Below are 23,111 nucleotides of genomic sequence, written 5' to 3'. Positions count from 1 at the left end.
TTGTGAGGTCTCAAGACGTCTGCGCTTTTAGCGCCGCCGCCGGCTCGGAGCTAGCCGCAACCGGCGGATGCCGGATGTGCCATGCGAGGCTGGCTGCGAGGATGGCAGTGGCCATGAGGTTATTGCCCCAGGCCTGGATGACATTGGGAAACCACGGCAGCGACAACAGCATGAGGATGCCGGCCGCGGCCAAAGCGAGCCAGGTTCCCAGCCGCACATGCGCCCGCGCGTCGAAGGCTGCCCGGTGCGTCAGCACCGCGATCGGAAAGAACAGCCAAATGAAATAGTATTGCCGCGCCAGAGGCGAGGCGATCGTCATCAGGCAGAACAGGATGCCGAGTTCCTCGGCATCGGAACGCGCCGTTCGTCGCGATTGCCGCGGCATAATCGCGACGAAGCCGAGCCCGATCATCGCCGACAGAGCCAGCACGATCCAGTTCGCCGTCCTGTAGTCGACATCGATGACGTTCATCGTACGCGGCGGCTTGTTGGGATCTTCCTGATTGTAATTGATCGGCCGGACCAGGCGATGCGTGACGGCAATGAGAGACTGGTTGACCCACGACCAATTCTGCTCGTCACGCTGGCCGAAGCCTTTTTCCGAGCTCGAGCCGACCATGGCCTGGTACCAGGTCGCAAGCTCGGCCGCGTTGCGCTCGAAGCCGCGGATCGGCGCCGGCACGACGTAGAGCAGGATGCCGGTGAAGGCGACCGTCGCGAGGGCGGCCGCCCATTTCCGCCGCCAGACCAGATAAGGCAGCACCGCGATCGGAAACACCTTGATGGCCGTGGCGAGCGCGAACATGAAGCCAGCGAGCCACGGCCGCTGCTGCCGCAAGCTCCAGAAGCCGAAGAGCATCATCGCCAGCAGAACGAGGTTCGGCTGGCCGAGGTCGAACATGTCGAACACGAAGGTCACGGTGACGAAGGCAGGCAGCGCCTCCAGCCAGGGACCGGGCTTGTGGTCCGATCCGGCCAGGACCTGGGAGAACGTCCCGGTGTACCACCACGCCACGGCATTCAGGATCGACAGGACGACATAGAGCGGGATCTTGCCGAACCAGCTCGGGATCGCCAGCAGGATCGCGGACAGCGGCGGATAGATGAAGTCGAAATGCGCCTCGGCGCTGCCCGGATAAAGCGGCTGCCCCTGCAAGACCTGTTGCCCGGCCCAGTACCACAGCCCGTAATCCTTGGTCTTGCCGTGGCCGAAGATCTCGGGGACGAGCACGTCGGCGGTGAGGAGGACGCAGCAGAACAGGAAGAGCAGGTCCAGCGGCGCGCGCAGCGACAGGCGTCTCGGCGCATCGGGCTTGGCAAACGGGGCGGTGGAGGTCACGGGTGCGGTCCAGTCGGCGACGGACTAGCACGTAGCAGACGGAGGGGCGCTTGGAGAGCCCCTCACCGGAATTTGTGGGCGCTCCCCCTCCCGCGTCATGGCCGGCTGGATTGCCTATCGCCGCAGCAACCCGCCGAGCGCGCCGCGCACCAGGGTGCGGCCGATCGAGCCGCCGAGCTGGCCGCCGAGCGACTTGCCGATATTGGCGGCCATCCCCCCGATCACCTGGTTGGTCACCGATCGCGTCACGTCGCGCGCAATGACCTGGCCGGTCGACAGACGTCCCCGCTTGACATTGGTGCCGAAGATCGTGCCGACGACCGAGCCGATCTGGCCGAGAATGCCGCCACCGTTTCCATCCGCCGGACCGTCGGCCGTCACCGCCGTGCCGGCGATGCGCTTCTGAAGCATCTCGTAGGCGGACTCGGAATCGACGGCGGTGTCGTATTTGCCCTTGACCGGGCTCGCGGCCATGATCGCCTTGCGCTCCTCCGGCGTGATCGATCCGATCCGTGCCGATGGCGGCCGGATCATCACGCGCTCGACCATCGACGGCGTGCCGTTGCCTTCGAGGAAAGAGACCAGCGCCTCGCCCTTGCCGAGCTCCGTGATCACCTTGGTGGTGTCGAGCTTCGGATTGGGCCGGAAAGTCTGGGCCGCGGCAGCCACGGCCTTCTGGTCGCGCGGCGTGAAGGCGCGCAGCGCATGCTGTACGCGGTTGCCCAACTGCCCGAGCACGCGATCGGGCACGTCGATCGGGTTCTGCGTCACGAAGTAGACGCCGACGCCCTTGGAGCGGATCAGGCGGACCACTTGCTCGATCTTGTCCATCAGCGCCTTGGGCGCGTCGTTGAACAACAGGTGCGCCTCGTCGAAGAAGAACACGAGCTTGGGCTTGGGCAGGTCGCCCGCCTCGGGTAATTCCTCGAACAGCTCCGACAGCATCCACAACAGGAATGTCGCGTAAAGCCGCGGGCTCTGAAGCAGCTTGTCGGCGACGAGGATGTTGACCATGCCGCGGCCGTCGCGGTCGGTCTTCATGAAATCCTGCAACGTCAGCGCCGGTTCGCCGAAGAAGCTGGTACCGCCCTGGTTTTCCAGCACCAGAAGCTGGCGCTGGATGGTGCCGACGGTCGCCTTGGTGACGTTGCCGAAGCCCTGGGCGGCCTTGCGGATGGCGGCGAACTGATCTTCCTCCGCGTCCGCTCCCTTCTTCGCAGTGTTGGGCACGATGGCATCGAGCAGCGCGCGCAGGTCCTTCATGTCGATCAAGGTGAGACCGTTGTCGTCGGCGACACGGAAGGCGACGTTGAGCACGCCTTCCTGCACCTCGTTCAGATCGAGCATGCGCGCGAGCAGAAGCGGCCCCATCTCGGTGACGGTCGCCCGCACCGGGTGGCCCTGCTCGCCGAACACGTCCCAGAACACCGTCGAGAACTGGTCCGGCTGGAAATTCAGGCCCATCTCGGTGGCGCGCTTGACGATGAAATCCTTGGGCTCGCCGACCTCGGAGATGCCGGAGAGGTCGCCCTTGATGTCGGCTGCGAAGACCGGAACGCCCGCGCGTGCAAATCCTTCCGCCATCACCTGCAGCGTCACCGTCTTGCCGGTTCCGGTTGCACCCGTGACGAGGCCATGGCGATTGGCGAGCGCCAGCGTCAGCCAGGCCTGCTCGTCTCCCTTGCCGACGAAGATCTTGTCGTCGGTGTCACCGAGCTTGCTGTCCTGTGCGGTCATTGTTCTCTCTGATCTCTCTGTGGTATTTCGCGTATCGAGACTCGAACGCACCAGTTCCGTAGTTTAACGCATGTCGCGCGCCGATTAAAACCATTCAACGTGTCTGCCGCGTGCGACATTGTCGGAAACTTCAGCCGAAAGTCGGAACGACGTGCTCGCAACGCGGCAATTTATCGCCGTTTCCATCTCTGCTCTTGCGCCGCTGCAACACTTTCTAGGCGTTCGAGGATGAATCGCGACCACCCATGCGTTCATCGCTTGTATTTCACATCGCACCGGCTCAAGATCATTTTCGAAAACAATATTCCGGCATGTGAACCGGCTGAGGGGCAGGCCATATGGACGAGCTGATCGGAAGGCTGGCGGCGAACGCCAGCATAGATAGTGCTGTCGCGGAAAAGACTGTCGGCATTATCCTGGGCTTCCTCCGCAGCGAGGGTCCTCCCGACAGCGTGCAGGCTCTGATCGACCATATCCCAGGTGCGGAAGCCGCGATCGAGGCGTCCAGGAGCGGCGGCGGACTGTCGCGGCTGATGGGCGGCGGCCTGATGGCCGTCGGCACGCGCCTGATGGGCCTTGGGCTCGGCATGTCGGAGATTCAAAACATCGCCCGTGAACTTTTCCGCTTCGGCCGAGACAAAATCGGAGCGGATCAGATGGGCAAGATCATTGCGGGGACGCCGGGCCTCAGCCAATTCGCCTGAAGCCACGCATTTCATATCGAGTATCATGACATATCCGATCTCCGAGATTGAGGGCCTGTCGACCTTTGCCGCCAACAAATTGAAGGCGCAGGGAATCCGCACCACCGACGCGTTGCTCGAGGCGGCTTCGACCGTGAAGGGCCGCAAGGCGCTGTCCGCCAAGACCGGCATCAGCGAGCAGCAGCTCCTGGAATGGGCCAACGTCTCCGACTACATGCGCATCCCCGGCATGGGCCGGGCCAAGGTCAACCTCGTTCGCGCTGCCGGCGTCACCACCGTGCGCGAGCTCGCCTATCGGAATCCGGCAAGGCTCGCCCAGAGCATGCGGGACGCCAACGAGAAGAAGAAGCTCCTCCGCATCCTGCCTTCCGAGAAGTCGGTCAGCGACATCATCGCCAAGGCGAAGAAGCTTCAGCCGAAGATCACGTATTGATACGAGCTCCGTCATCCTGAGGTGCGAGGCATGGGACGCAAAGCGTCCCATGGGAAGCCTCGAAGGATGCACGGCCACGCTGCATCCGCATGGAGAGGGCCGGGCCGTCGCCCTTCGAGGCTCGCCGAAGAGGCGAGCGCCTCAGGGTGACGGCGATAGAGCAGCGCGTGTTGCCGCCAATCCCTCCTTGACTCCCCCTCCCCGACCGCGCAAAGCCACGCGCATGAATGCCTCGCCCTCCCCATCCGTCCCACCGGCCGGCTCGGCCGGGGCTGACGTGCTGCGGACGCTGTTGGAACGGCCTGTTCCGGCGGTGATGGGCGTCCTCAATGTCACTCCGGACTCTTTCTCCGACGGAGGCCGGTTCATCGCGCCCGAGCAGGCGCTCGCGCGGGCCCGGGCGATGGTCGCTGATGGCGTCGACATCATCGATATCGGCGCCGAGTCCACCCGCCCCTACACGGGCGCCCAGCCGGTCACAGCGGCTGACGAACTCGCCCGGCTGAAGCCGGTGCTGGCAGGCGTCGTGGCCCTCAGCGTGCCCGTCTCGATCGACAGCATGAAGGCGGAAGTGGCAGCGTTCGCGCTCGACCAGGGCGTGGCTGTCGTCAACGACGTCTGGGGCCTGCAACGCGACGCCGCCATGGCGCCGCTGGTGGCGGCACGAGGTGTTCCGGTCATCGTCATGCACAACCGCGACACTGCCGATCCCAGCATCGACATCGTCACTGACATGAAGACTTTCTTCCTGCGCTCGCTGGATATCGCCGCCAAGGCCGGCATCGCGCGCGAGAAGATCGTGCTCGATCCCGGCATCGGCTTCGGCAAGACGGCGGAGCAGAGCATGATCGCGCTGGCGCGGCTGCGCGAGCTCGACATGTTCGGCCTGCCGATCCTGGTCGGCGCCTCGCGCAAGCGCTTCATCGCCTCGGTGTCGCCGTCGGAGCCGAAAGAGCGGCTCGCCGGCTCGCTCGCGGCGCATCTGATCGCCGCGCAGCGCGGCGCCAGGATCATCCGGACCCATGACGTCGCCGAGACCTTGCAGGCCCTGCGGGTCGCGCATGCAATCGAGAGCAAGCAATGACTGATACGATCTTCGTGACCGGCCTGTCGATCCATGCCCGCCACGGCGTGATGGATCACGAAACCGAGGTCGGCCAGCGTTTCGTCATCGACCTCGAACTCTATACCGACCTGTCCGAGCCGTCGCGCAGCGACCGGCTCGCCGACACTGTGTCCTACGCCGAGGTGGTGGCGACCACGACGGCAGCATTCAAGAACACCAATTACAAGCTGCTGGAGCGCGCCGCCGGCGCGGTCGCCGACGCCATCCTGTCGCACTTCCCGCGCATCCGTGCCGTGAAGATCACCGTGCACAAACCGCATGCGCCGATCGCCGCGATCTTCGACGATGTCGGCATCATGCTGACACGCTCGCGGCATCCCTGATGGCGAGCGTCCTGATCGCTCTCGGCGGCAATGTCGGCGATGTCCGCGCGACATTCAGAAAAGCGATCGCGCATATCTGCGGCATGGCGCAAGCCGCGCTGATCGCGCGCTCGTCGGACTACACAACGCCGCCCTGGGGCGACGAAGACCAGGCGGCCTTCATCAATGCCTGCATCGAAATCGAGACCGACCTCCATCCGCATGCGCTGCTGTTCGTGCTTCAGAAGGTCGAGCAGAAGTTCGGCCGCACGCGGGAGAAGGCGCGGCGCTGGGGTCCGCGCACGCTCGATCTCGACATGATCGCCTATGACGATGTGTCCTTGCAGAAGCCCGATCTGACGCTGCCGCATCCGCGCCTGTTCGAACGCGCCTTCGTGCTGGTACCGCTGGCCGAAATCGCGGCTGAGCGCGTGATAGCAGGCATTCGTGTGCGTGACGGGCTCGCCAGCGTCTCGACGCAAGGCATTGAGCGGCTTCCGGATACCGGTTAACCAAAAACAACCGTTTGCAGGGACGGTGCGCCGTGGCAATTTCGCCTGCGAATAACGATACGTTTGGGAGCACCCACGCCGCATGACCTCCGTGACTGACGACCTGCCGCTGGCGGCGGATTTCCCCAAAGCGACCGTCGAGGACTGGCGCAAGCTGGTCGATGGCGTGCTGAAGGGCGCGCCGTTCGAGAAGCTGGTCGGCAAGACCTACGACGGATTGAAGATCGAACCGCTCTATCCGCGCGCCAAGGGCGTTGCGCCGGTGGTAGGGCGGCCACAAGCCGCACCGTGGCAGATCATCCAGCGGGTCGACCATCCCGATGCGGCCGCCGCGAATGCGCAGGCGCTGACCGATCTCGAGAACGGCGCGACTGGGCTGGCACTGGTGTTCGCCGGCGGCAGCGGCGCGCATGGCTTCGGCCTGGAACCTTCCGCCGACGCGGTCGCAAAGGTCTTGAAGGACATTTATCTCGATGCTGGCATCGGTCTCGAACTCGAGATCGGTCCGCAATCGCGGATGGCCGCGATCCATGTCGCGGAATATGTGAAGAGCGCGGGCCTTGATCCCGCCGCCTGCGACATCCGCTTCGGCCTCGATCCGTTGGCGGCTCTCGCGGCATGGGGTCACAGCCCCTACAGCTGGGAGGAAATCGTTCCCGCCGTGAGCGGCGCCATCAAGGGTCTCGCCGGGCTCGGCTTCAAAGGCCCGTTCGTGTCCGCCGACGGCCGCGTGATCCACGATGCCGGCGGCTCCGAGGTGCAGGAGCTCGCGTTCGTGCTGACCTGCGGCGTCGCTTACTTGCGCGCGATCGAAGACGCCGGCATTCCGCTGGAAGCCGCGCAGGGCATGGTCTATGCGCGACTCTCCGCCGATGCCGACCAATTCCTGACCATGGCGAAATTCCGCGCGCTGCGGCTGTTGTGGGCGCGCATCGAGACGGCCTGCGGCCTGACGCCGAAACCGCTGTTCATCGCCGCCGACACCGCCTGGCGCATGCTGACGCAGCGCGATCCCTACGTGAACATGCTGCGCGCGACGATTGCGACGTTCGCGGCGGGGCTGGCCGGCGCCAACGCGATCACGGTGCTGCCGCATACGCTCGCGCTCGGATTGCCTGATCCCTTCGCGCGCCGCGTTGCGCGCAACACACAGCTTCTGCTGCTGGAGGAAAGCAACCTCGCCAAGGTCAGCGATCCCGCGGCCGGCGCCGGCGGCATCGAGACGCTGACGGCGCAGCTTTGCGACGCCGCCTGGGCCCTCTTCCAGGAGAGCGAGAAAGCCGGCGGCGCCTTTGCCACGCTTCAGCGGGGCGTGTTCCAGAGCAAGGTGGCGGCGGCGCGAAAGGCACGCGAGGCCAACATCGCCAAACGCCGCGACGTGCTGACCGGCGCCAGCGAGTTTCCGAACCTGCAAGAGAACGAAGCCACCGTGCTGAGGGCAACGCCGGTCGCGCTCCCGCCCTACGGCGAGCAGAAATACAAGTTCGATCCGCTGCCGCCGATCCGGCTGGCGGAACCGTTCGAGGCGCTACGCGACAAGTCTGATGCCGCGTTGAAGGCACGCGGCGCGCGGCCGAAGGTGTTCCTGGCCAATCTCGGCACGCCTGCCGATTTCACCGCGCGCGCGACGTTTGCAAAAAGCTTCTTCGAGGCTGGCGGTATCGAGGCCGTCGACAGCGAGGGCTTTGCCGATCTGGCCAAGCTCGCCGCGGCCTTCAAGGCCTCCGGCGCTGAGCTCGCCTGCCTTTGTTCCAGCGACAAGGTCTATGCGGAACACGCTGAAGCCGCGGCCAAGGCCCTGCAAACGGCCGGCGGCCGGCATATCTATCTGGCAGGCCGCCCGGGCGAGGCTGAGGCGGCACTCCGTGCGGCCGGCGTCACGGGCTTCATCTTCGCCGGAGGCGATGCTCTTGCAACATTGCAGGACGCCTACCATCGGATGGAGCAGCCATGACCGACACCAACAAACCCGTCCTCACCGGCGGCTGCCAATGCGGCGCCGTGCGCTTTGGCGTCAAGACGGCACCGACCAGGGTCTCGATCTGCCATTGCCGGATGTGCCAGAAGGCGTCCGGCGCACCGTTCGCCTCTTTTGCCGATATCACCAAGACGGACCTCACCTGGACCAAGGGACGACCGTCGTTCTTCCGCTCCTCCTCGATCGCCGAGCGCGGCTTTTGCGCCGCCTGCGGCACGCCGCTGAGCTTCGGCCGCATCGACGGCGACCGGATCGAGATCATGACCGGCACCTTCGACCGGCCCGACCACATCGTGCCGACGCGGCAGTTCGGCACGGAGTCTCGCCTCGGCTGGGTGGTCGGCATTTCCAATCTGCCGAGCCAGACCACGCAGCAGAACTACGGACCGGAGAAGATGGCGACCATCGTCAGCCATCAGCATCCGGATCATGATTGAGCGCCTATGATATGGTTGAAGCCATGAGCCGCATTCCCAATTTTGCCGATGTCGCCTTCGAGAGGACGACCACCGCCGCTCCAACCGGCAGCGCCGAGCCGTGGCTGACGCCCGAGGGTATTCTGGTGAAGCCCGCTTATGGCGAGGCGGATCTGGCCGGGCTCGATTTCCTCGAGACCTATCCGGGCATCGCGCCTTACCTGCGCGGCCCCTATCCGACCATGTATGTCAACCAGCCCTGGACCGTCAGGCAATATGCCGGCTTCTCCACGGCGGAAGATTCCAACGCGTTCTACCGCCGCAATCTCGCGGCGGGACAAAAGGGCCTGTCGGTCGCCTTCGATCTTGCCACCCACCGCGGCTATGACTCAGATCATCCGCGCGTCGGCGGCGACGTCGGCATGGCCGGTGTTGCCATCGATTCCATCTACGACATGCGCACGCTGTTCGCAGGGATTCCGCTCGACCAGATGAGCGTCTCCATGACCATGAACGGCGCGGTGCTGCCGATCCTCGCGCTCTACGTCGCCGCCGCCGAGGAACAGGGTGTGCCGCCGGAGAAGCTGTCGGGCACCATTCAGAACGACATTCTGAAAGAGTTCATGGTGCGCAACACCTATATTTATCCGCCTGCGCCCTCGATGCGGATCATCTCGGACATCTTCGCCTACACCTCGCAAAAGATGCCGAAATACAATTCGATCTCGATCTCCGGCTATCACATGCAGGAGGCAGGCGCGACGCAGGATCTCGAACTCGCCTATACGCTCGCCGACGGCGTCGAATATCTGCGGGCCGGCCTGGCCGCCGGCCTCGACGTCGACCGCTTCGCACCTCGCCTGTCGTTCTTCTGGGCGATCGGCATGAACTTCTTCATGGAAGTCGCCAAGCTGCGCGCCGCGCGCCTGCTCTGGGCCAAGCTGCTCAAGCCGTTCAATCCCAAAGACCCGCGCTCGCTGTCGCTGCGCACGCACAGCCAGACTTCGGGCTGGTCGCTGACCGCGCAGGACGTCTTCAACAACGTGATGCGCACCACCGTGGAAGCGATGGCGGCGACGCAAGGCCACACCCAGTCGCTGCATACCAACGCGCTGGACGAGGCCTTGGCACTGCCGACGGACTTTTCGGCGCGCATCGCCCGCAATACCCAGCTGTTCCTGCAGCAGGAGAGCGGCACCACCCGCATCATCGATCCCTGGGGCGGCTCCTATTACGTCGAGCGTCTCACCCGTGATCTCGCCGCAAAGGCATGGGGCCACATCCAGGAGGTCGAGGAGCTCGGCGGCATGGCCAAAGCCATCGAGGCCGGCGTGCCGAAGCTGCGCATCGAGGAAGCCTCGGCCAAGACCCAAGCGCGCATCGATGCCGGCAAGCAGGCAGTGATCGGCGTCAACAAGTACAAGCCGACCGACGAGGACAGGATCGATATCCTGAAGGTCGACAACAGCAATGTCCGGCGCCTGCAGATCGACAAGCTGACGCGGCTGAAATCCGAGCGCAACCAGAAGGACGTCGAGGCCGCGCTCGCCGCGATCACGCGCTCGGCCGGCGAAGGCAACGGCAATCTGCTCGCGCTCGCCATCGACGCGGCGCGTGCCAAGGCGACCGTCGGCGAGATTTCGGAGGCGATGGAGAAGGTGTTCGGCCGGCACCGCGCCGAGATCAAATCCATCACCGGCGTCTACAAGCGGGAGGCGTCCAGCATGGGCAACCAGGTCGAGAAGGTTCAGGCGCTGATCGACGCCTTCGAAGAAGCCGAGGGCCGCCGCCCCCGCATTCTGGTCGCCAAGATCGGCCAGGACGGCCACGACCGCGGCCAGAAGGTGATTGCCTCGGCGTTTGCCGATATCGGCTTCGACGTCGACATCGGGCCGCTGTTCGCGACCGCCGACGAGGCGGCGCGGCAGGCTGTCGAGAACGACGTCCACATCCTTGGCGTCTCCTCGCTCGCGGCCGCCCATCTCACCGCCGTGCCGGAGCTCAAGGCCGCGCTGAAGAAGCAGGGCCGCGACGACATCATGATCATCGTCGGCGGCGTGGTGCCGCCGCAGGATTACGACGCGCTCTATGCCGCCGGCGCGGAGGCTATCTTCCCGCCGGGCACGGTGATCGCGGACGCCGCTGAGGAGCTGATCCGCAAGCTGAATGCGCGGCTCGGGCATAGCGAGGCGGCGGAGTAGCTTCGCCGTCGGCATCCCGACCAGAAGGATTATTGCGTGATGTTGTTCGCGCCAACGTTCATCCGCGCCCTGGCTGCGGCCGCAATTTTCTGCACGCTGTCCGCCCCCGTACTCGGCGCCGACCCCAAGCCCGACGCTATCGTCAAGTCGAAGAGCATCGAGGCGCGCGTCTTTCTCGACGACAAGATCAAAGCCGACACGCGCCTCGCAGCGGATTGCCTCGCCGAAGGCAAAAAGTGGCTCGACAAGAATGCGACGGAAGCTGCCGCGTCGCGCAAAGCCGACCCGCAATTCTTCAGGGACGGCGGTTGGGATTTCGAGCGCAAATACGAGATCCGCTCCATTGTTGCCGACCGCTACGTCAGCATTCTCCGCAACGATTACATGAACACCCGTGGCGCCCACCCCAATTCGGACGTGAACACGATCCTGTGGGACAAGGCTAACAATAAGCGCATCTCGATCCGCCCGTTCTTCACTGAGACGGCCGACAACGCCCCGACCATGAATGCGATGCTGAGGGCCGTGATTGCCTCGCTCAGGATCGAAAAGACGAAGCGCGGCGCCGGCGAGACTGCGACCGACGAATGGTTCAAGGAGCTGAGGCCGAGCCTGCTCAAGATCGGCGCAGTGACGCTCGCGCCCTCGACCGAAGCCGGCAAGAGCTCCGGCCTCACCTTCCACTATCCGCCCTATGCGGTCGGCCCCTACGCAGAGGGCGAATATGTCGCCTTCGTGCCGTGGGAGACGCTGAAGCCCTACCTGACTGCGGAGGGCACGCGCATCTTCGGTGGCGCGCGGCCGAAGGGTGACGCCGAGAAGCCGTGAACGATCGCTACCGGGTCCGATCCAGCGTCCGCGCAAGTGAATCCGCCCAATCGGGAATCCATGAGTCAAACAGCGCTCGCCAGCGATCGGCATCCGCGGGTTCGGTCTCGAGGTCGACGGACCATTCGATGAGGGTGCGGTCTCCTTCCGTGATCGGCCGCAGGTGCATGGTGCCTTGGTAGCGCGTCGGCGCCGGCGCCTGGCTTTCGCCTGGGCTCCCATCTGCTTGCGGATATGGCAGCGGTTCGAGACCGGCATAGGTCAAGATGTGCTGCCGGTCGGAGTGATCGACCAGGCGCTGGCGGATCCAGTTTCCCAGATAGCAGAAGCGCCTGGTGGCGCCGACTTCGTCGCCGCGCTTGTCGTCTTCGATCAGGCTCTCACTCACCCCATCGATATAGGCGGGGTAGTTGTTGAAATCGCGGATCAGCGACCAGACGTCGTCCAGCGGGTGGTTCAGCACGGCGCTGTAGTAGGCTTGGGTCATCGGAGGTGTGCCTTTGGCTTTCTTTGCGCGCTAAGGTTGGCGATTGGCGCGGGCAAAACCCACCCGATTTCCGACTGCCTCTTCGATGGGCTTCCAGCTTTCGCACAAGTTGGCGCACTGGTTGGTAGCGCTACCTTGCAGCGGCACCGCAAAGCCGACTACAATGCCGCCATTGACAAGAGCGCCCGACGTCACGGGCGCCGCTGGGAGGCCATTCGATGTCCAAGATTTCGCGCCGCACCTTTGCGGCCTCATCCGCCGCCGTCGCGGCATCCGCCGCATTCGGCCTCAAGCCCGCACGCGCACAAGCCTATCCGGCGCGGCCGGTCACCGTGATCGTGCCCTGGGGCGCGGGCGGCGGTACCGACGCGACGGCGCGCATCGTTGCGGCACTGCTGGAGAAGGATCTCGGCCAGCCCTTCAACGTGGTTAACCGCACCGGCGGCTCCGGCGTCGTCGGCCACAGCGCGATCGCGACCGCGCAGCCCGACGGCTACACCATCGGCATGCTCACGGTCGAAATCTCGATGATGCATTGGCAGGGTCTGACCGATCTGACGCCGAAGAGCTACACGCCGCTGGCGCTGATGAACGAGGATCCGCCCGGCATCCAGGTCTCCTCCTCATCGCCCTACAAGACGGTCAAGGAGCTCGCCGAGGCGATCAAGGCCGCGCCTCCCGGCAAGTTCAAGGCCTCCGGCACAGGCCAGGGCGGCATCTGGCATCTGGCGCTGGTCGGCTGGATGCAGGCGATGGGCCTGCCCGCCAACCAGGTCGCCTGGGTGCCCTCGAACGGCGCAGCACCGGCGATGCAGGATCTCGCCGCGGGCGGCCTCGACCTCACCACCTGCTCGGTGCCGGAGGCGCGCGCTATCATCGAGGCGGGCAAGGCCAGGAGCCTCGCCATCATGGCGCCTGCGCGCAACCCGATCTTCAAGGACGTTCCGACGCTGAAGGAGGCCATGGGCATCGACTACGCGACGGGCGCCTGGCGCGGCATTGCCGGACCGAAGAACCTGCCGCCGGAGATCGCCACGAAACTCACCGCGGCTCTGAAGAAGGTCTACGATTCCGCCGAGTTCAAGGACTTCATGAGCAATCGCGGCTTCGGCACCGTCTGGGGCGATGCCGCCAATTTCGCCGGCTTCATGGACAAGGGCGACGCCCAGATGGGCGAGGCGATGAAGGCGGCGGGCCTGAGCAAGGCGTGATCTGCGCCTGCGATGCTCTGATTGCCTCTCCCCGCCTGCGGGGAGAGGGAGTGCACTTCTGACAGGACTTCCCCGATGCGTCTTCCCGACTCCGTCACGGGATCGTTTCTCGTTGTGCTCGGCGCGGCCGCCGCCTATGGCGGCTGGATCTTGCCGCCGGTGCCGGGGCAGCCGGTCGGTCCCAACGTGTTTCCGCTGGTGATCGGCTGCGGCCTTGCGCTATGCGGCCTCGCGATCGTGTTCGGCGTCGGGCGTTCGTTCGAGGAGGAGGAGGAACTCGTCCCGTTCGAGAACGGCCAGGCCGCCGCGCCGCCCCCGCAGAGCAAGCTCTACGGCCTACGCGCGCTGCTGCCGCCGGCACTGCTGCTGTTCTACGTTTTTGCGGCGGACCGGCTCGGCTTCATCATCACCGCGGCGATCATGGTCTACGTCACTTCCACCGCGCTGGGGGCGAAGTGGAAGCTGGCGCTGCCGCTCGCGGCGCTCTCGCCCTTCGCCATCCACCTCATCTTCGGCAAGCTGCTGCGCGTGCCGCTGCCGGTCGGCCTGCTGCCGACGCCCTGGTGATTCATGCTCAAAACCCTGATTGATGCGTTCGCGCTGATCTCCACCTGGGAAGTCATCATCTCGATGTTCGCGGCTTCCGTGTACGGGCTGGTGATCGGCTCGCTGCCGGGCCTGTCGGCGACGATGGCAACCGCCCTGCTCGTCCCTGTCACCTTCTACCTGTCCCCGATCGCGGCGATCGCGACCATCGTCGCGGCGTCGTCGATGGCGATCTTTTCCGGCGACATTCCCGGCGCGCTGCTGCGCATTCCCGGCACGCCCGCGTCCGCCGCCTATGCCGACGAAGCCTATGCCATGACGCGTAAGGGCCAGGCCGAGCTGGCGCTCGGCGCCGGCGTGTGGTTCTCGGCGGTCGGCGGCATCGCCGGCGTATTGTCGCTGATGATCCTGGCGCCCCCGCTCGCCGAGATCGCGCTGTCGTTTTCGACCTTCGAATATTTCTGGCTGGCGCTGCTCGGCCTGATGTGCGCCACGCTGGTGGCGCGCTCCTCGCCGGTGAAGGCGATCGCGGGCATGTTCATCGGCCTGCTGGTCGCCTGCATCGGCATCGAGAATCCCGGCGGCGTCCCGCGCTTCACCTTCGGGATCACCGATCTGTTCGGCGGCATCGAGCCGATCCCGGCGCTGGTCGGCGTGTTCGCGGTGGCGCAAGTGATGCGCGCGATGCTGACGCCCGAGCCGCCGCCGCTGCCGCGCCGAAAATTCGGAAGCATCATGGCCGGCCAGTGGAGGCTGACCAAGCTCTATCATTGGCAGATGACGCGCGGGAACATCGTCGGCATCATCATCGGCGTGCTGCCCGGCGCCGGCGCCGACATGGCCGCCTGGGTTTCCTATGCGATGTCCAAGCGCTTCTCCAAGGAGCCGGAGAAGTTCGGCACGGGTCACGTCGAGGGCCTGGTGGAAGCCGGCGCCAGCAACAATGCCAGCATCGCCTCCGGCTGGGTGCCGTCGCTGCTGTTCGGCATCCCCGGCGACACCATCGCCGCGATCGCGATCGGCGTGCTCTACATGAAGGGCCTCAATCCCGGCCCGACGCTGTTCACCGAGAAGGCGTCGAGCATGTACGCGATCTATCTGATGTTCATCATCGCGAACATCATGATGATCCCGCTCGGCATCGCCATGATCCGCATCGCGGCCTACATCCTGCTGGCACCGCGCTCGGCCATCATGCCGATCATCATGCTGTGCTGCGCGGTCGGCTCGTTCGCGATCGGCAACAACATGTTCGGCGTCGTCACCGTCGCCGCCTTCGGCGTGATCGGCTATGTCATGGAAGCCAACGGCTATCCCGTCGCCGCCATGGTGCTCGGCATCGTCATGGGCACCATGGTCGAGCAGGCTTTCGTCACCTCGCTGATCAAGTCGGACGGCAGCATCCTGCCATTCTTCGAGCGCCCGGTTGCGGCGATCCTCGCCGCGATGGCGATCGGCGCCCTGCTGTGGCCGGTGATGGTATGGGCCTGGCGCAAGCTGAAGCCGCCCCAGACAGCGGGGGCCACGAGCCGGTGACATCGGGCGGGCCGGCCTCGCCTGCCCGGCCGCAGCGTTGTAAAGCAGGGCATGATTGAGAAAAAGGCCTCGCTGGACATCAAATCCCTCGCCCGCGACCTTCGCTCCGGCAGCCGCGCGGCGCTGGCGCGGGCGATCACGCTGGTGGAGAGCCGGCGCGGCGACCACCAAGCGCTGGCGCGCGAGCTGGTGCAGATGCTGCTGCCGGACACCGGCAAGGCGTTCCGCGTCGGCATCACCGGCTCGCCCGGCGTCGGCAAATCCACTACGATCGATGCGCTTGGCACGCACCTGATCGAGCAGCGCCACAAGGTCGCCGTGCTCGCGGTGGACCCGTCCTCGGCACGCAGCGGCGGATCGATCCTCGGCGACAAGACGCGGATGGCGCGCCTCGCGGCCTCGGACCATGCCTTCATCCGCCCCTCGCCGTCATCGGGCACGCTCGGCGGTGTCGCGGCCAAGACCCGCGAGGCGATGCTGCTCTGCGAAGCCGCCGGCTTCGACGTCGTGCTGGTGGAGACCGTCGGTATCGGCCAGTCCGAGACCGCGGTCTGCGACATGACCGACTTCTTTCTCGCCCTGATGCTGCCGGGCGGCGGCGACGAGCTGCAGGGCATCAAGAAGGGCCTGGTCGAGCTCGCCGACATGATCGCGATCAACAAGGCCGACGGCGACAATCTCAAGCGGGCCAAGATCACCGCGGCCGACTATCGCGGCGCGCTGCATATTCTCAGCCCCCGGTCCGAGCATTGGCATCCGCCGGTCGAGACCTATTCGGCACTCACCGGCGATGGCATCGCAAAAATCTGGCAGAAGGTCCTGGATCACCGCAAGGCCATGAATGCGTCCGGCGATTTCGCGGCGCGGCGACGCGATCAGCAGGTGAAGTGGATGTGGTCGATGCTGGAACAGCGCATGCTGGCGCGGCTGCGCAGCGAGGCGTCGGTGCGGACGAAAGTCCGGAAGATCGAGGCTGAAGTTGCCGACGGCCATCTCACGCCGGCCCTCGCCGCCGAGCAGATCCTGGAGTTGCTGCAATGAGCGGAAAGCTCCGCATTCTCCTCACCGGCTTCGGACCGTTCCCCGGCGCGCCCTATAACCCGACCCAGCCGCTGGTGGCACGGCTGACGCAGTTGCGCCGTCCGGCGCTCGATGATGTCGAGCTGTCGAGCCACATCTTCCCCGTGACCTATGCCGCGGTCGACCGACAATTGCCCGAGGTGCTTGCAAAGCAGAACCCGCATGCGCTGCTGATGTTCGGCCTCGCCGCGCGCACGCCCTATCTGCGGATCGAAACCCGCGCGCGCAACGCCGTCACCATGCTCTGGCCCGATGCCGCCAACACCCGCTCGAGCAAGCGCGGCATCGCCGGCCATGCGGACGCGATGATGTTCGGCCCCCACACGGCGAAACTGCTGCGCGCCGCGCGCCTGACCGGCATCGATGCCCGCGCCTCGCGCGATGCCGGCGCCTATCTCTGCAACTATCTGAGCTGGCGCGCGATCGAGAATGTGAGGACCGGCGGGCCGCAGCTTGCGGCGTTCATCCACATTCCCCTGCTTGCCCGAAGCGGCGCCGTGCGACGCAAGGGCGCACCGCGCATGACGCTGGAGGAGCTGGTGGATGCGGGCGAGGCGATGTTGATGGAAATGGTGCAGTTGGCACGGAAGCAGCCGAACAAGCCGGCATCGAAAATGGTGGGCACGCTTCGCTTTGCCCACCCTACGGCACCGTCTGTGCGGTAAACATTTAACCCTACCGCGAACAATCCCCACGGCCCTCAGCCGGCTGCGCTACCTAATCCCCCGCGGACCCCCGCGTCCGCCGGAGGACGCGTCATGGACCTCAATCGTCGTCATCTCATCGGAGCTTCGACCGCCGGCATCGCCGGTGCGCTCGCCATGCCGGCGGACGCTGCGCGCGCGGCGCCGCTGACGTCCCTGCTCGGCCGCGACGCCACGCAATATGGCGTGCGACCCGGCAGCAGCGAGGATCAGACGCGCGCGCTGCAGCGCGCGATCGACGAGGCGGCGCGGGTGCAAATGCCACTCGCCTTGCCTCCCGGCATCTATCGGACCGGTCTGTTGCGATTGCCGAGCGGCGCGCAACTGATCGGCGTGCGCGGCGCGACCAAGTTCATGTTCACCGGCGGGCAGTCGGCGATCCAGAGCGACGGGTCCGATGCGATCGGCCTCACCGGCATCACCTTCGACGGCGGCAAGTTTCCGCTGCCGACCCGGCGCGGCCTGATCCACATCCTGGGCGGCCGCGACGTCCGCATCACCGATTGCGAGATCACCGCTTCCGGCGGCAGCGGCATCTGGCTCGAGCAGGTGTCGGGCGACATCTCCGGCAATATCTTCACGAATATCGCGCTGACAGCGGTCGTCTCGTTCGATGCCAGGGACCTCAGCGTGTCCCGTAACACCATCATCGGCACCAACGACAACGGCATCGAGATCCTGCGCACGGCGATCGGCGATGACGGCACGCTGGTCGCCGATAACCGCATCGAGGACATCAAGGCAGGCCCCGGCGGCTCGGGCCAGTACGGCAACGCCATCAACGCCTTCCGTGCCGGCAATGTGATCGTGCGCGGCAACCGCATCAGGAATTGCGATTATTCCGCGGTGCGCGGCAACTCCGCCTCCAACATCCACATCACCGGAAACAGCGTCAGCGACGTGCGCGAGGTCGCGCTCTATTCCGAGTTCGCGTTCGAAGCCGCTGTCATCGCCAACAACACGGTGGATGGCGCCGCCGTCGGCGTCTCCGTCTGCAATTTCAACGAAGGCGGCCGTATCGCGGTGGTCCAGGGCAACATCATCCGCAACCTGATCCCGAAACGGCCGATCGGCACCGCGCCGGATGATGACGCCGGCGTCGGCATCTATATCGAGGCTGATACCTCGGTGACCGGCAACGTGATCGAGAACGCGCCGTCCTACGGCATCGTCGCCGGCTGGGGCAAATATCTGCGCGATGTCGCGATCACCGGCAACGTGATCCGCAAGGCGCTGGCCGGTGTCGGCGTTTCCGTGATGCCGGGCGCCGGCACCGCGCTCGTCAACAACAACATGATCTCCGAGACCCCGCGCGGCGCCGTGGTCGGGCTGGACCATGCGCGCGCGGTGACGTCCGATCTTTCGGCAGATGGTGCGCAGCGATTTGCTCAGGTCGTGATCGGCGGAAACGCGGTGCGGCGCTAGGCCCGCGGCTAGGCAGAGGGGCCGTTCATCCTTCGAGCCTCCGCATGGGACGCGGTGCGTCCCATGCTTCACACCTCAGGATGACGGGCGAGAGAAGTGCGCTAGGCCTTGTTGGGCATTCCCTTAGAACGCGTTCCTGAGCAGCGGGTATTTCGCTTCCAGTCCGTCGAGGCTGAAGGTGAATTCGACGACGCGCTCGGGGGCCGCGACGATCTCCTCGGGCGGCGGGGCGAACTGCGGCAGGAGCGCAGCCATCGCAGCAGGCGCGCTCTTCGGTGGCTTCGCGGCTGGCACCGCAAGCGGCGGCCTCACTTCAGGCGCGCTGGACGGCGCGGTCGCGGCAGGCGCGAGCGGTGACCTCACGGCGGGTGCGGCGAACGGTGCCCGCGCAGCGGGAGCCTTGAGCGGCGGCATCTCGGCGGGAGCGGTGAACGATGCCATCGTGGGCGGCGCCATCATGGCAGGCAGCGTGACCGGCGCCGGCATGGGCAGCTCGTTGAGCGGTGCGATCGGGGCCTCGATGACCTCGGCGAGAAGGTCTGGCCTGGGATCGAGCCTGACCGGTACGGCGGTCTCGGGCGCGATGTGGACGGCCTTCGGCTGCACGGTCTGCGCCTGTTGCTCGCGCGGAAACACGCGCGGCATCGTCGCCGGCGACCAGCCGAAGGCGGGCGTGACGCTCGCGGCGGCTTCGGCGACGTCCGCGCCGGTCGCAAGCGCGCGCCAGGTCTGGACCGCGCGCTTGGCTTCTTGAATGTTCTCGAGAAATGCGAGCTCGGAGTGATAGCGGCGCCAGCGGCCGGTCTCGAACATTTCGGAGAGATGTTGCAGCCGCTGCTCGGCGAGAGCGCACCAGCGTGCCGCAATGTCGCGGCTAACAGCGTCGCGAACGACTTCTTGGCGATGTGTCATGAACCAGCCCGTCAGGGGAAAACACGGACGCGGAGGACGCAACGCACACGAATCAATTTAGACGCGACATGAATATTTTGTGGAAAAGTTGTGTCTTGTCCAGCAACGACACTGCGTTGGTCGTCAAACACCGTAGTCGTGCGGTCATTTGCTGTGTTTTCGAGTCAAGCTTCGCACAAGCATGACGGGCTTGCAGCGTGTCGAGCGGAGGTTCGCCACGAATCCAGGCGGGTTCGTTCAACCGCAAGCTGAATGCGCGCGCGGCTTCAAAAAACAGGATGCAAAAGAAAAGACCCGTCCGGGGGGACAACCGGACGGGTCAAAGCCATATGGGCGCTTGGGGTGGATGGGCGCTCGCGCCTGATATGACCGATGGGGAGGGATGACCGCTCCCACATAATTTGGTCGTGGCAGCTGGCTGAACGTTCAACGCGGCGTTTGCTTTTTTGGCCTTGGCCTAGCGCGCAGCTTTGTCGCAGGCCTTATCGCGTCGCCGGCCTATCCGCCTGAGAAACCGTGGATTTCTCGTCCGAGCTCGACAACGAGGGTTGTTCGATTGCGCGCATACCCGGCTCGTCGCGACGCTTGCCGGCATCTTCACGTTTTGTTGTACCGGATGCCTCGGCGACCGGCGTCGCATTGTCGGCGGGAACGGCCATGACCGCGGCAAACGCGTCGGCCTGGCCATCGCCGAACTGATCGTCGCGCCCGGGTGAACCGAGATCGCGCGCGGTCTTCGTCAGCGTCATGCGCAGCGCTTCCGGCTTCAAGGCGTGGTTGCGCTCGAGCAGCAGCGCCGCGACGCCGGAGACATAGGCGGCCGAGAACGAGGTTCCCGACGTGATCTGATATTTGCCGCCGGGCGCCGGGAGGAAGATGTCGACCCCGGGAGCTGCGACCGCGATGTGATTGCCGCGGTTGGAGGCGGTGAACAGCCTGTCCTGCTGATCGGTGGCGCTGACAGCGATCACGTTGGGATTGGCGGCGGGATAGAGCGGCGGCGATTTCGCGCCGGCATTGCCGGCAGCGGCGATCAGCACCAGCCCGCGCGCGGCGGTCGCGGCGATGGCGCGCTCAATCACCGCATCCTTCGGACCGGCGAAGCTCATATTGACGATCTGCGCGCCGTGCTCGGCGGCATGGTTCAGCGAGCGCAGGATGACGTAGGACGAGCTCTCGGCGCCGCCGGCGGTGCCGCCAAAGGCGCGGATCGCGATGATGCGCGCCTCGGGCGCGCTGCCCATCAACCGGGCGTGCGCCACGATGGCCCCCGCGATGCCGGTGCCGTGAATATGCGGGCCCTCGGCGCTGCCGAGCGCATCGAAACTGTCGGCGACGGAATTGGCGAGCTCGGGATGGCTGGCGTCGATGCCGGAATCGATCACAGCGACCGTGACGTTGGCGCCATGCGCCAGCGTATGGGCCTGCGGCAGGCGGAGCTTCGTCAGCGCGTATTGCGCAGGATCGCCCTCGGTCGTCCGCGACGACCTTTGATCCTGGAGCACATAGCGGAAGTTCGGCTGGAGCGAGCGCACGCTGCCGTCGGCCGCGAATTCGCGCCGCACTGTCTCGTATGGGCGGCCGTCGCTGATGCGGAACAGGCCGAAAGTGGCGCCGATCAACGGAAAATTTTCGGAGGCGACGCGCGTCAGACCGTGGCGACGGGCGAGCTCATCGGCCTCGGTCGGCGACAGCGCGGCGTCGATCTCGGCGACGAATTCGTTGGCGAAGCTGCGCGAGGCGACCGCGAGCGGCGTGTTGTTGCCGCGCCCCTTGCCGGCGGCTTTCTTGCCCGCTTTTCCACCGCCCTGCCCGCCTGTGTTGGGTTGGCCTGCGCACTCGCCGTCGGCATCGCGGTAAGCTGCAGTGCACGCTGGATAGAGGTTGGGGGAATAGCGCGCATAGGGCACTACCGGCTTCATCGGCCGTACGCGCGACGTCGTGGTATGGGGAATGGTCGCCATCGTCCGCGGACCGCGGTCGACGCTGACCGTACGCCCGGCGAGACTGGAAGTGACGCGCGGGGCCATGCTCGGAGAGATGGTCGGCGTGCGCGAGGGAACGCTGATCGCAGGTGCGCGCATGATCGCCTGCGCCTGCGCAGCCTCCACGCCCAAACAGGCGGTAAGCAACAGCGCGGCGCCGACCGACGAAGCGTAGGCCCCGGCGCGTCCCCTGTTCTCGGACTTGCGCGTCATGGGTTCAGCGGCGCGTTCAGGGCGCCGCGACGGCCAGATTGACGAACTTCTCGCGCTGCATCTTGCCGAGCAGCGAGGCGAGCTCGTCCTGGCTCATCGCCTTGTTGAACTGGAGGCGGAACATGCCGCCCTTGGCGCCGTCGATGATCGAGGCCTGGTAGCTGTCGAGCAGCGCGGTGATGTCGGCAATGCGCGCCTCGGGCGTGAAGCGCACCAGCGCGCGGGCCGGCGTGGACGCGCTGCCGAGTTCGCGCGTGATCGGTGCGCTGGTCGACAGCGAAGCCGTCTGGTAGGTCGCCGGCTGGTTCTTCATCAGCACGGCGCCGATGATTCCGGCCTGCAGCACCAGCGCGACGGCGCCGAGGCCCGCCGACCAGGCCAGCGTGCGCGGCGACAGGCCCGCGAAGAAGGTCGAGATGCGCGCCGACAGCGGCAGCGAACCGGTCGCCCGCGCCGGCTCGGCGTCGATCGCGGCAAACAGCTTCTGCATCGCGCGCGCCGACGGAGCGCCCAGGCTCTCGTTCAGATGAATGGTCTCTTCGTACTCGCCGCGGATCGCGGCATATTGCTTCGCCAGCTCCGGATCGCGCGCCAGCGCTTCCTCGACGCGGCGGGCATCGCGCGCGTTCAGCGTGCCGGCGGCGTGCCAGGGCAGCAGCAGTTCAATCTCACTGGGCTCTTGCTCCAGCATCTTCTTGCTCAAAGCCATCATGGCCAGCCTCGCTCAACGCCGGCTGCCTTCAGCAGTTCGGCCAGTTTCTTGCGCGCGTAGAACAGGCGCGTCTTCACAGTGTTCTCCGGTATCCCGACGATTTCGGCCACTTCCTCCACGGACTTCTCGTGGTAGTAGACGAGATCGACGATCTCCCGATGGTCAGGTGAGAGGCCCGTCAGACACTCCCGCAACGCCTCACTGGTATCCTTCTTCTGGACCACCGTTTCCGGATCGTCGGACGTATCCTCGATCGCGTTGGCGGCCTCTTCGTCCAGCTCGAAATCCTTCCTGCGCCGGAGCGCAGAGAGGGCCTTGAATCGGGTGATTGCCAGCAGCCAGGTGGAAACGGCGGATCGGCCCTCGAACTTGCCGGCTTGACGCCAGACGTCGAGAAACACCTCGCTGATGAGGTCTTCCGCCGCCTGCTCGTCCCGAACGAGCCTGAGACCGAACCTGTAAACCCTGACATGGTGCCGCCCGTACAGCACCTGCATGGCGAGCCGGTCGCCTTGAGCGATCCTGGCGATCAGGACCTCGTCCGTAGCCGCCTGTGTCACGCTCAAATGCCGTCTCGCAAGGTTGGTCGGGTCGGTGCGGCGGACGGTTCGACTGGAGGGGCGAAATTCTTCAACCTACCGCAGTCATACGGAAGCTTGTGTGATCTACCCCACATACGCGCATTTTCCGTGTTCCGCCCCTGGCGGTCGGCCTTTTCGGTCCA

Annotated in this window: 22 protein-coding genes; 15 read left to right on the top strand and 7 right to left on the bottom strand. The window is 65.7% G+C overall.

What is annotated here, in order from left to right:
• Positions 1-10 precede the first annotated feature (10 nt).
• A complete protein-coding gene (locus tag BCCGELA001_RS13780) occupies positions 11-1,339 on the bottom strand; it encodes a glycosyltransferase family 87 protein (protein WP_060735552.1) in 1,329 nt (442 codons plus the stop codon).
• 114 nt (positions 1,340-1,453) lie between these two features.
• Positions 1,454-3,076, bottom strand: a complete 1,623-nt coding sequence (locus BCCGELA001_RS13775) for a helicase HerA-like domain-containing protein (RefSeq protein WP_060735551.1) — start codon at positions 3,074-3,076, stop codon at positions 1,454-1,456.
• A 338-nt stretch (positions 3,077-3,414) separates the two neighbouring features.
• On the opposite strand from BCCGELA001_RS13775, the gene BCCGELA001_RS13770 reads away from it, so the two are divergent.
• From BCCGELA001_RS13770 to BCCGELA001_RS13730, 9 genes are all read left to right on the top strand, one after another.
• Positions 3,415-3,780 (top strand): hypothetical protein, encoded by a 366-nt coding sequence (locus tag BCCGELA001_RS13770; RefSeq protein WP_008553501.1) that lies wholly within the window; start codon positions 3,415-3,417, stop codon positions 3,778-3,780.
• A gap of 25 nt (positions 3,781-3,805) precedes the next feature.
• The gene (locus BCCGELA001_RS13765) at positions 3,806-4,213 is read left to right on the top strand and encodes a DUF4332 domain-containing protein (RefSeq protein ID WP_008553500.1); all 408 of its coding nucleotides are present in this window, start codon (positions 3,806-3,808) and stop codon (positions 4,211-4,213) included.
• 223 nt (positions 4,214-4,436) lie between these two features.
• Positions 4,437-5,297, top strand: a complete 861-nt coding sequence (gene folP, locus BCCGELA001_RS13760) for a dihydropteroate synthase (RefSeq protein ID WP_060735550.1) — start codon at positions 4,437-4,439, stop codon at positions 5,295-5,297.
• Entirely contained in the window at positions 5,294-5,662 is a 369-nt protein-coding gene (gene folB, locus BCCGELA001_RS13755) for a dihydroneopterin aldolase (RefSeq protein ID WP_008553485.1), read from the top strand. The genes folP and folB overlap by 4 nt, the downstream gene beginning before the upstream one ends.
• Positions 5,662-6,153, top strand: a complete 492-nt coding sequence (gene folK / locus BCCGELA001_RS13750) for a 2-amino-4-hydroxy-6-hydroxymethyldihydropteridine diphosphokinase (RefSeq protein WP_008553483.1) — start codon at positions 5,662-5,664, stop codon at positions 6,151-6,153. Before folB ends, folK begins: the two co-directional genes overlap by 1 nt.
• Before the next feature lie 82 nt (positions 6,154-6,235).
• Entirely contained in the window at positions 6,236-8,107 is a 1,872-nt protein-coding gene (locus BCCGELA001_RS13745; protein ID WP_008553481.1) for a methylmalonyl-CoA mutase family protein, read from the top strand.
• A complete protein-coding gene (locus BCCGELA001_RS13740) occupies positions 8,104-8,568 on the top strand; it encodes a GFA family protein (protein WP_008553479.1) in 465 nt (154 codons plus the stop codon). Before BCCGELA001_RS13745 ends, BCCGELA001_RS13740 begins: the two co-directional genes overlap by 4 nt.
• Positions 8,569-8,591: 23 nt before the next feature.
• Complete coding sequence (scpA, locus tag BCCGELA001_RS13735; RefSeq protein WP_060737642.1) at positions 8,592-10,748, top strand: methylmalonyl-CoA mutase; 2,157 nt, start codon at positions 8,592-8,594, stop codon at positions 10,746-10,748.
• A gap of 39 nt (positions 10,749-10,787) precedes the next feature.
• Positions 10,788-11,576: a DUF3298 and DUF4163 domain-containing protein gene (locus BCCGELA001_RS13730; protein ID WP_060735549.1), complete on the top strand. Its 789-nt coding sequence runs from the start codon at positions 10,788-10,790 to the stop codon at positions 11,574-11,576.
• A 7-nt stretch (positions 11,577-11,583) separates the two neighbouring features.
• On the opposite strand, the gene BCCGELA001_RS13725 is transcribed toward BCCGELA001_RS13730, so the two are convergent.
• Entirely contained in the window at positions 11,584-12,063 is a 480-nt protein-coding gene (locus BCCGELA001_RS13725) for an SRPBCC family protein (protein WP_008553451.1), read from the bottom strand.
• A 218-nt stretch (positions 12,064-12,281) separates the two neighbouring features.
• On the opposite strand from BCCGELA001_RS13725, the gene BCCGELA001_RS13720 reads away from it, so the two are divergent.
• The 6 genes from BCCGELA001_RS13720 (at position 12,282) to BCCGELA001_RS13695 (ending at position 18,565) form a co-directional block, all read left to right on the top strand.
• The gene (locus BCCGELA001_RS13720; RefSeq protein ID WP_060735548.1) at positions 12,282-13,274 is read left to right on the top strand and encodes a tripartite tricarboxylate transporter substrate binding protein; all 993 of its coding nucleotides are present in this window, start codon (positions 12,282-12,284) and stop codon (positions 13,272-13,274) included.
• A 75-nt stretch (positions 13,275-13,349) separates the two neighbouring features.
• The gene (locus BCCGELA001_RS13715; RefSeq protein ID WP_060735547.1) at positions 13,350-13,841 is read left to right on the top strand and encodes a tripartite tricarboxylate transporter TctB family protein; all 492 of its coding nucleotides are present in this window, start codon (positions 13,350-13,352) and stop codon (positions 13,839-13,841) included.
• 3 nt (positions 13,842-13,844) lie between these two features.
• On the top strand, positions 13,845-15,356 hold the full coding sequence (locus BCCGELA001_RS13710) for a tripartite tricarboxylate transporter permease (RefSeq protein WP_060735546.1): 1,512 nt from the start codon (positions 13,845-13,847) through the stop codon (positions 15,354-15,356).
• 51 nt (positions 15,357-15,407) lie between these two features.
• Positions 15,408-16,397 (top strand): methylmalonyl Co-A mutase-associated GTPase MeaB, encoded by a 990-nt coding sequence (gene meaB, locus BCCGELA001_RS13705; RefSeq protein ID WP_008553435.1) that lies wholly within the window; start codon positions 15,408-15,410, stop codon positions 16,395-16,397.
• Complete coding sequence (locus BCCGELA001_RS13700; RefSeq protein ID WP_060735545.1) at positions 16,394-17,101, top strand: pyroglutamyl-peptidase I; 708 nt, start codon at positions 16,394-16,396, stop codon at positions 17,099-17,101. The genes meaB and BCCGELA001_RS13700 overlap by 4 nt, the downstream gene beginning before the upstream one ends.
• A gap of 93 nt (positions 17,102-17,194) precedes the next feature.
• Entirely contained in the window at positions 17,195-18,565 is a 1,371-nt protein-coding gene (locus BCCGELA001_RS13695; RefSeq protein WP_060735544.1) for a TIGR03808 family TAT-translocated repetitive protein, read from the top strand.
• A 123-nt stretch (positions 18,566-18,688) separates the two neighbouring features.
• Here the strand turns inward: BCCGELA001_RS13695 and BCCGELA001_RS13690 are convergent, their stop codons facing one another.
• The 4 genes from BCCGELA001_RS13690 to BCCGELA001_RS13675 form a co-directional block, all read right to left on the bottom strand.
• Positions 18,689-19,477 carry a TIGR03809 family protein gene (locus BCCGELA001_RS13690; RefSeq protein WP_060735543.1) on the bottom strand — a complete coding sequence of 263 codons (789 nt, stop codon included), beginning with the start codon at positions 19,475-19,477 and terminating at the stop codon, positions 18,689-18,691.
• A 482-nt stretch (positions 19,478-19,959) separates the two neighbouring features.
• Positions 19,960-21,675, bottom strand: coding sequence for a S8 family serine peptidase (locus tag BCCGELA001_RS13685; RefSeq protein WP_060735542.1), 1,716 nt, complete (start codon positions 21,673-21,675; stop codon positions 19,960-19,962).
• 16 nt (positions 21,676-21,691) lie between these two features.
• Positions 21,692-22,387, bottom strand: coding sequence for a hypothetical protein (locus BCCGELA001_RS13680; protein WP_060735541.1), 696 nt, complete (start codon positions 22,385-22,387; stop codon positions 21,692-21,694).
• A complete protein-coding gene (locus tag BCCGELA001_RS13675) occupies positions 22,384-22,953 on the bottom strand; it encodes a sigma-70 family RNA polymerase sigma factor (RefSeq protein WP_060735540.1) in 570 nt (189 codons plus the stop codon). The genes BCCGELA001_RS13680 and BCCGELA001_RS13675 overlap by 4 nt, the downstream gene beginning before the upstream one ends.
• Positions 22,954-23,111: the final 158 nt, after the last annotated feature.

Origin of the sequence: Bradyrhizobium sp. CCGE-LA001 (genome assembly GCF_000296215.2) — a bacterium.
Classification (GTDB): Bacteria; Pseudomonadota; Alphaproteobacteria; order Rhizobiales; family Xanthobacteraceae; genus Bradyrhizobium.
Note: the sequence above shows the minus strand (reverse complement) of the source record. Positions and strands in the feature narration are given on the sequence as shown.

Bases quoted from the DNA above. Each gene is read 5' to 3' on its own strand.
- BCCGELA001_RS13685 (WP_060735542.1), bottom strand. From the start codon at position 21,675: ATGACGCGCAAGTCCGAGAACAGGGGACGCGCCGGGGCCTACGCTTCG.
- BCCGELA001_RS13680 (WP_060735541.1), bottom strand. From the start codon at position 22,387: ATGATGGCTTTGAGCAAGAAGATGCTGGAGCAAGAGCCCAGTGAGATT.
- folB (WP_008553485.1), top strand. From the start codon at position 5,294: ATGACTGATACGATCTTCGTGACCGGCCTGTCGATCCATGCCCGCCAC.
- BCCGELA001_RS13695 (WP_060735544.1), top strand. From the start codon at position 17,195: ATGGACCTCAATCGTCGTCATCTCATCGGAGCTTCGACCGCCGGCATC.
- BCCGELA001_RS13745 (WP_008553481.1), top strand. From the start codon at position 6,236: ATGACCTCCGTGACTGACGACCTGCCGCTGGCGGCGGATTTCCCCAAA.
- folK (WP_008553483.1), top strand. From the start codon at position 5,662: ATGGCGAGCGTCCTGATCGCTCTCGGCGGCAATGTCGGCGATGTCCGC.
- BCCGELA001_RS13770 (WP_008553501.1), top strand. From the start codon at position 3,415: ATGGACGAGCTGATCGGAAGGCTGGCGGCGAACGCCAGCATAGATAGT.
- BCCGELA001_RS13720 (WP_060735548.1), top strand. From the start codon at position 12,282: ATGTCCAAGATTTCGCGCCGCACCTTTGCGGCCTCATCCGCCGCCGTC.
- BCCGELA001_RS13715 (WP_060735547.1), top strand. From the start codon at position 13,350: ATGCGTCTTCCCGACTCCGTCACGGGATCGTTTCTCGTTGTGCTCGGC.
- BCCGELA001_RS13740 (WP_008553479.1), top strand. From the start codon at position 8,104: ATGACCGACACCAACAAACCCGTCCTCACCGGCGGCTGCCAATGCGGC.
- BCCGELA001_RS13700 (WP_060735545.1), top strand. From the start codon at position 16,394: ATGAGCGGAAAGCTCCGCATTCTCCTCACCGGCTTCGGACCGTTCCCC.
- BCCGELA001_RS13775 (WP_060735551.1), bottom strand. From the start codon at position 3,076: ATGACCGCACAGGACAGCAAGCTCGGTGACACCGACGACAAGATCTTC.
- BCCGELA001_RS13725 (WP_008553451.1), bottom strand. From the start codon at position 12,063: ATGACCCAAGCCTACTACAGCGCCGTGCTGAACCACCCGCTGGACGAC.
- scpA (WP_060737642.1), top strand. From the start codon at position 8,592: ATGAGCCGCATTCCCAATTTTGCCGATGTCGCCTTCGAGAGGACGACC.
- BCCGELA001_RS13730 (WP_060735549.1), top strand. From the start codon at position 10,788: ATGTTGTTCGCGCCAACGTTCATCCGCGCCCTGGCTGCGGCCGCAATT.
- BCCGELA001_RS13765 (WP_008553500.1), top strand. From the start codon at position 3,806: ATGACATATCCGATCTCCGAGATTGAGGGCCTGTCGACCTTTGCCGCC.
- folP (WP_060735550.1), top strand. From the start codon at position 4,437: ATGAATGCCTCGCCCTCCCCATCCGTCCCACCGGCCGGCTCGGCCGGG.
- BCCGELA001_RS13690 (WP_060735543.1), bottom strand. From the start codon at position 19,477: ATGACACATCGCCAAGAAGTCGTTCGCGACGCTGTTAGCCGCGACATT.
- BCCGELA001_RS13710 (WP_060735546.1), top strand. From the start codon at position 13,845: ATGCTCAAAACCCTGATTGATGCGTTCGCGCTGATCTCCACCTGGGAA.
- meaB (WP_008553435.1), top strand. From the start codon at position 15,408: ATGATTGAGAAAAAGGCCTCGCTGGACATCAAATCCCTCGCCCGCGAC.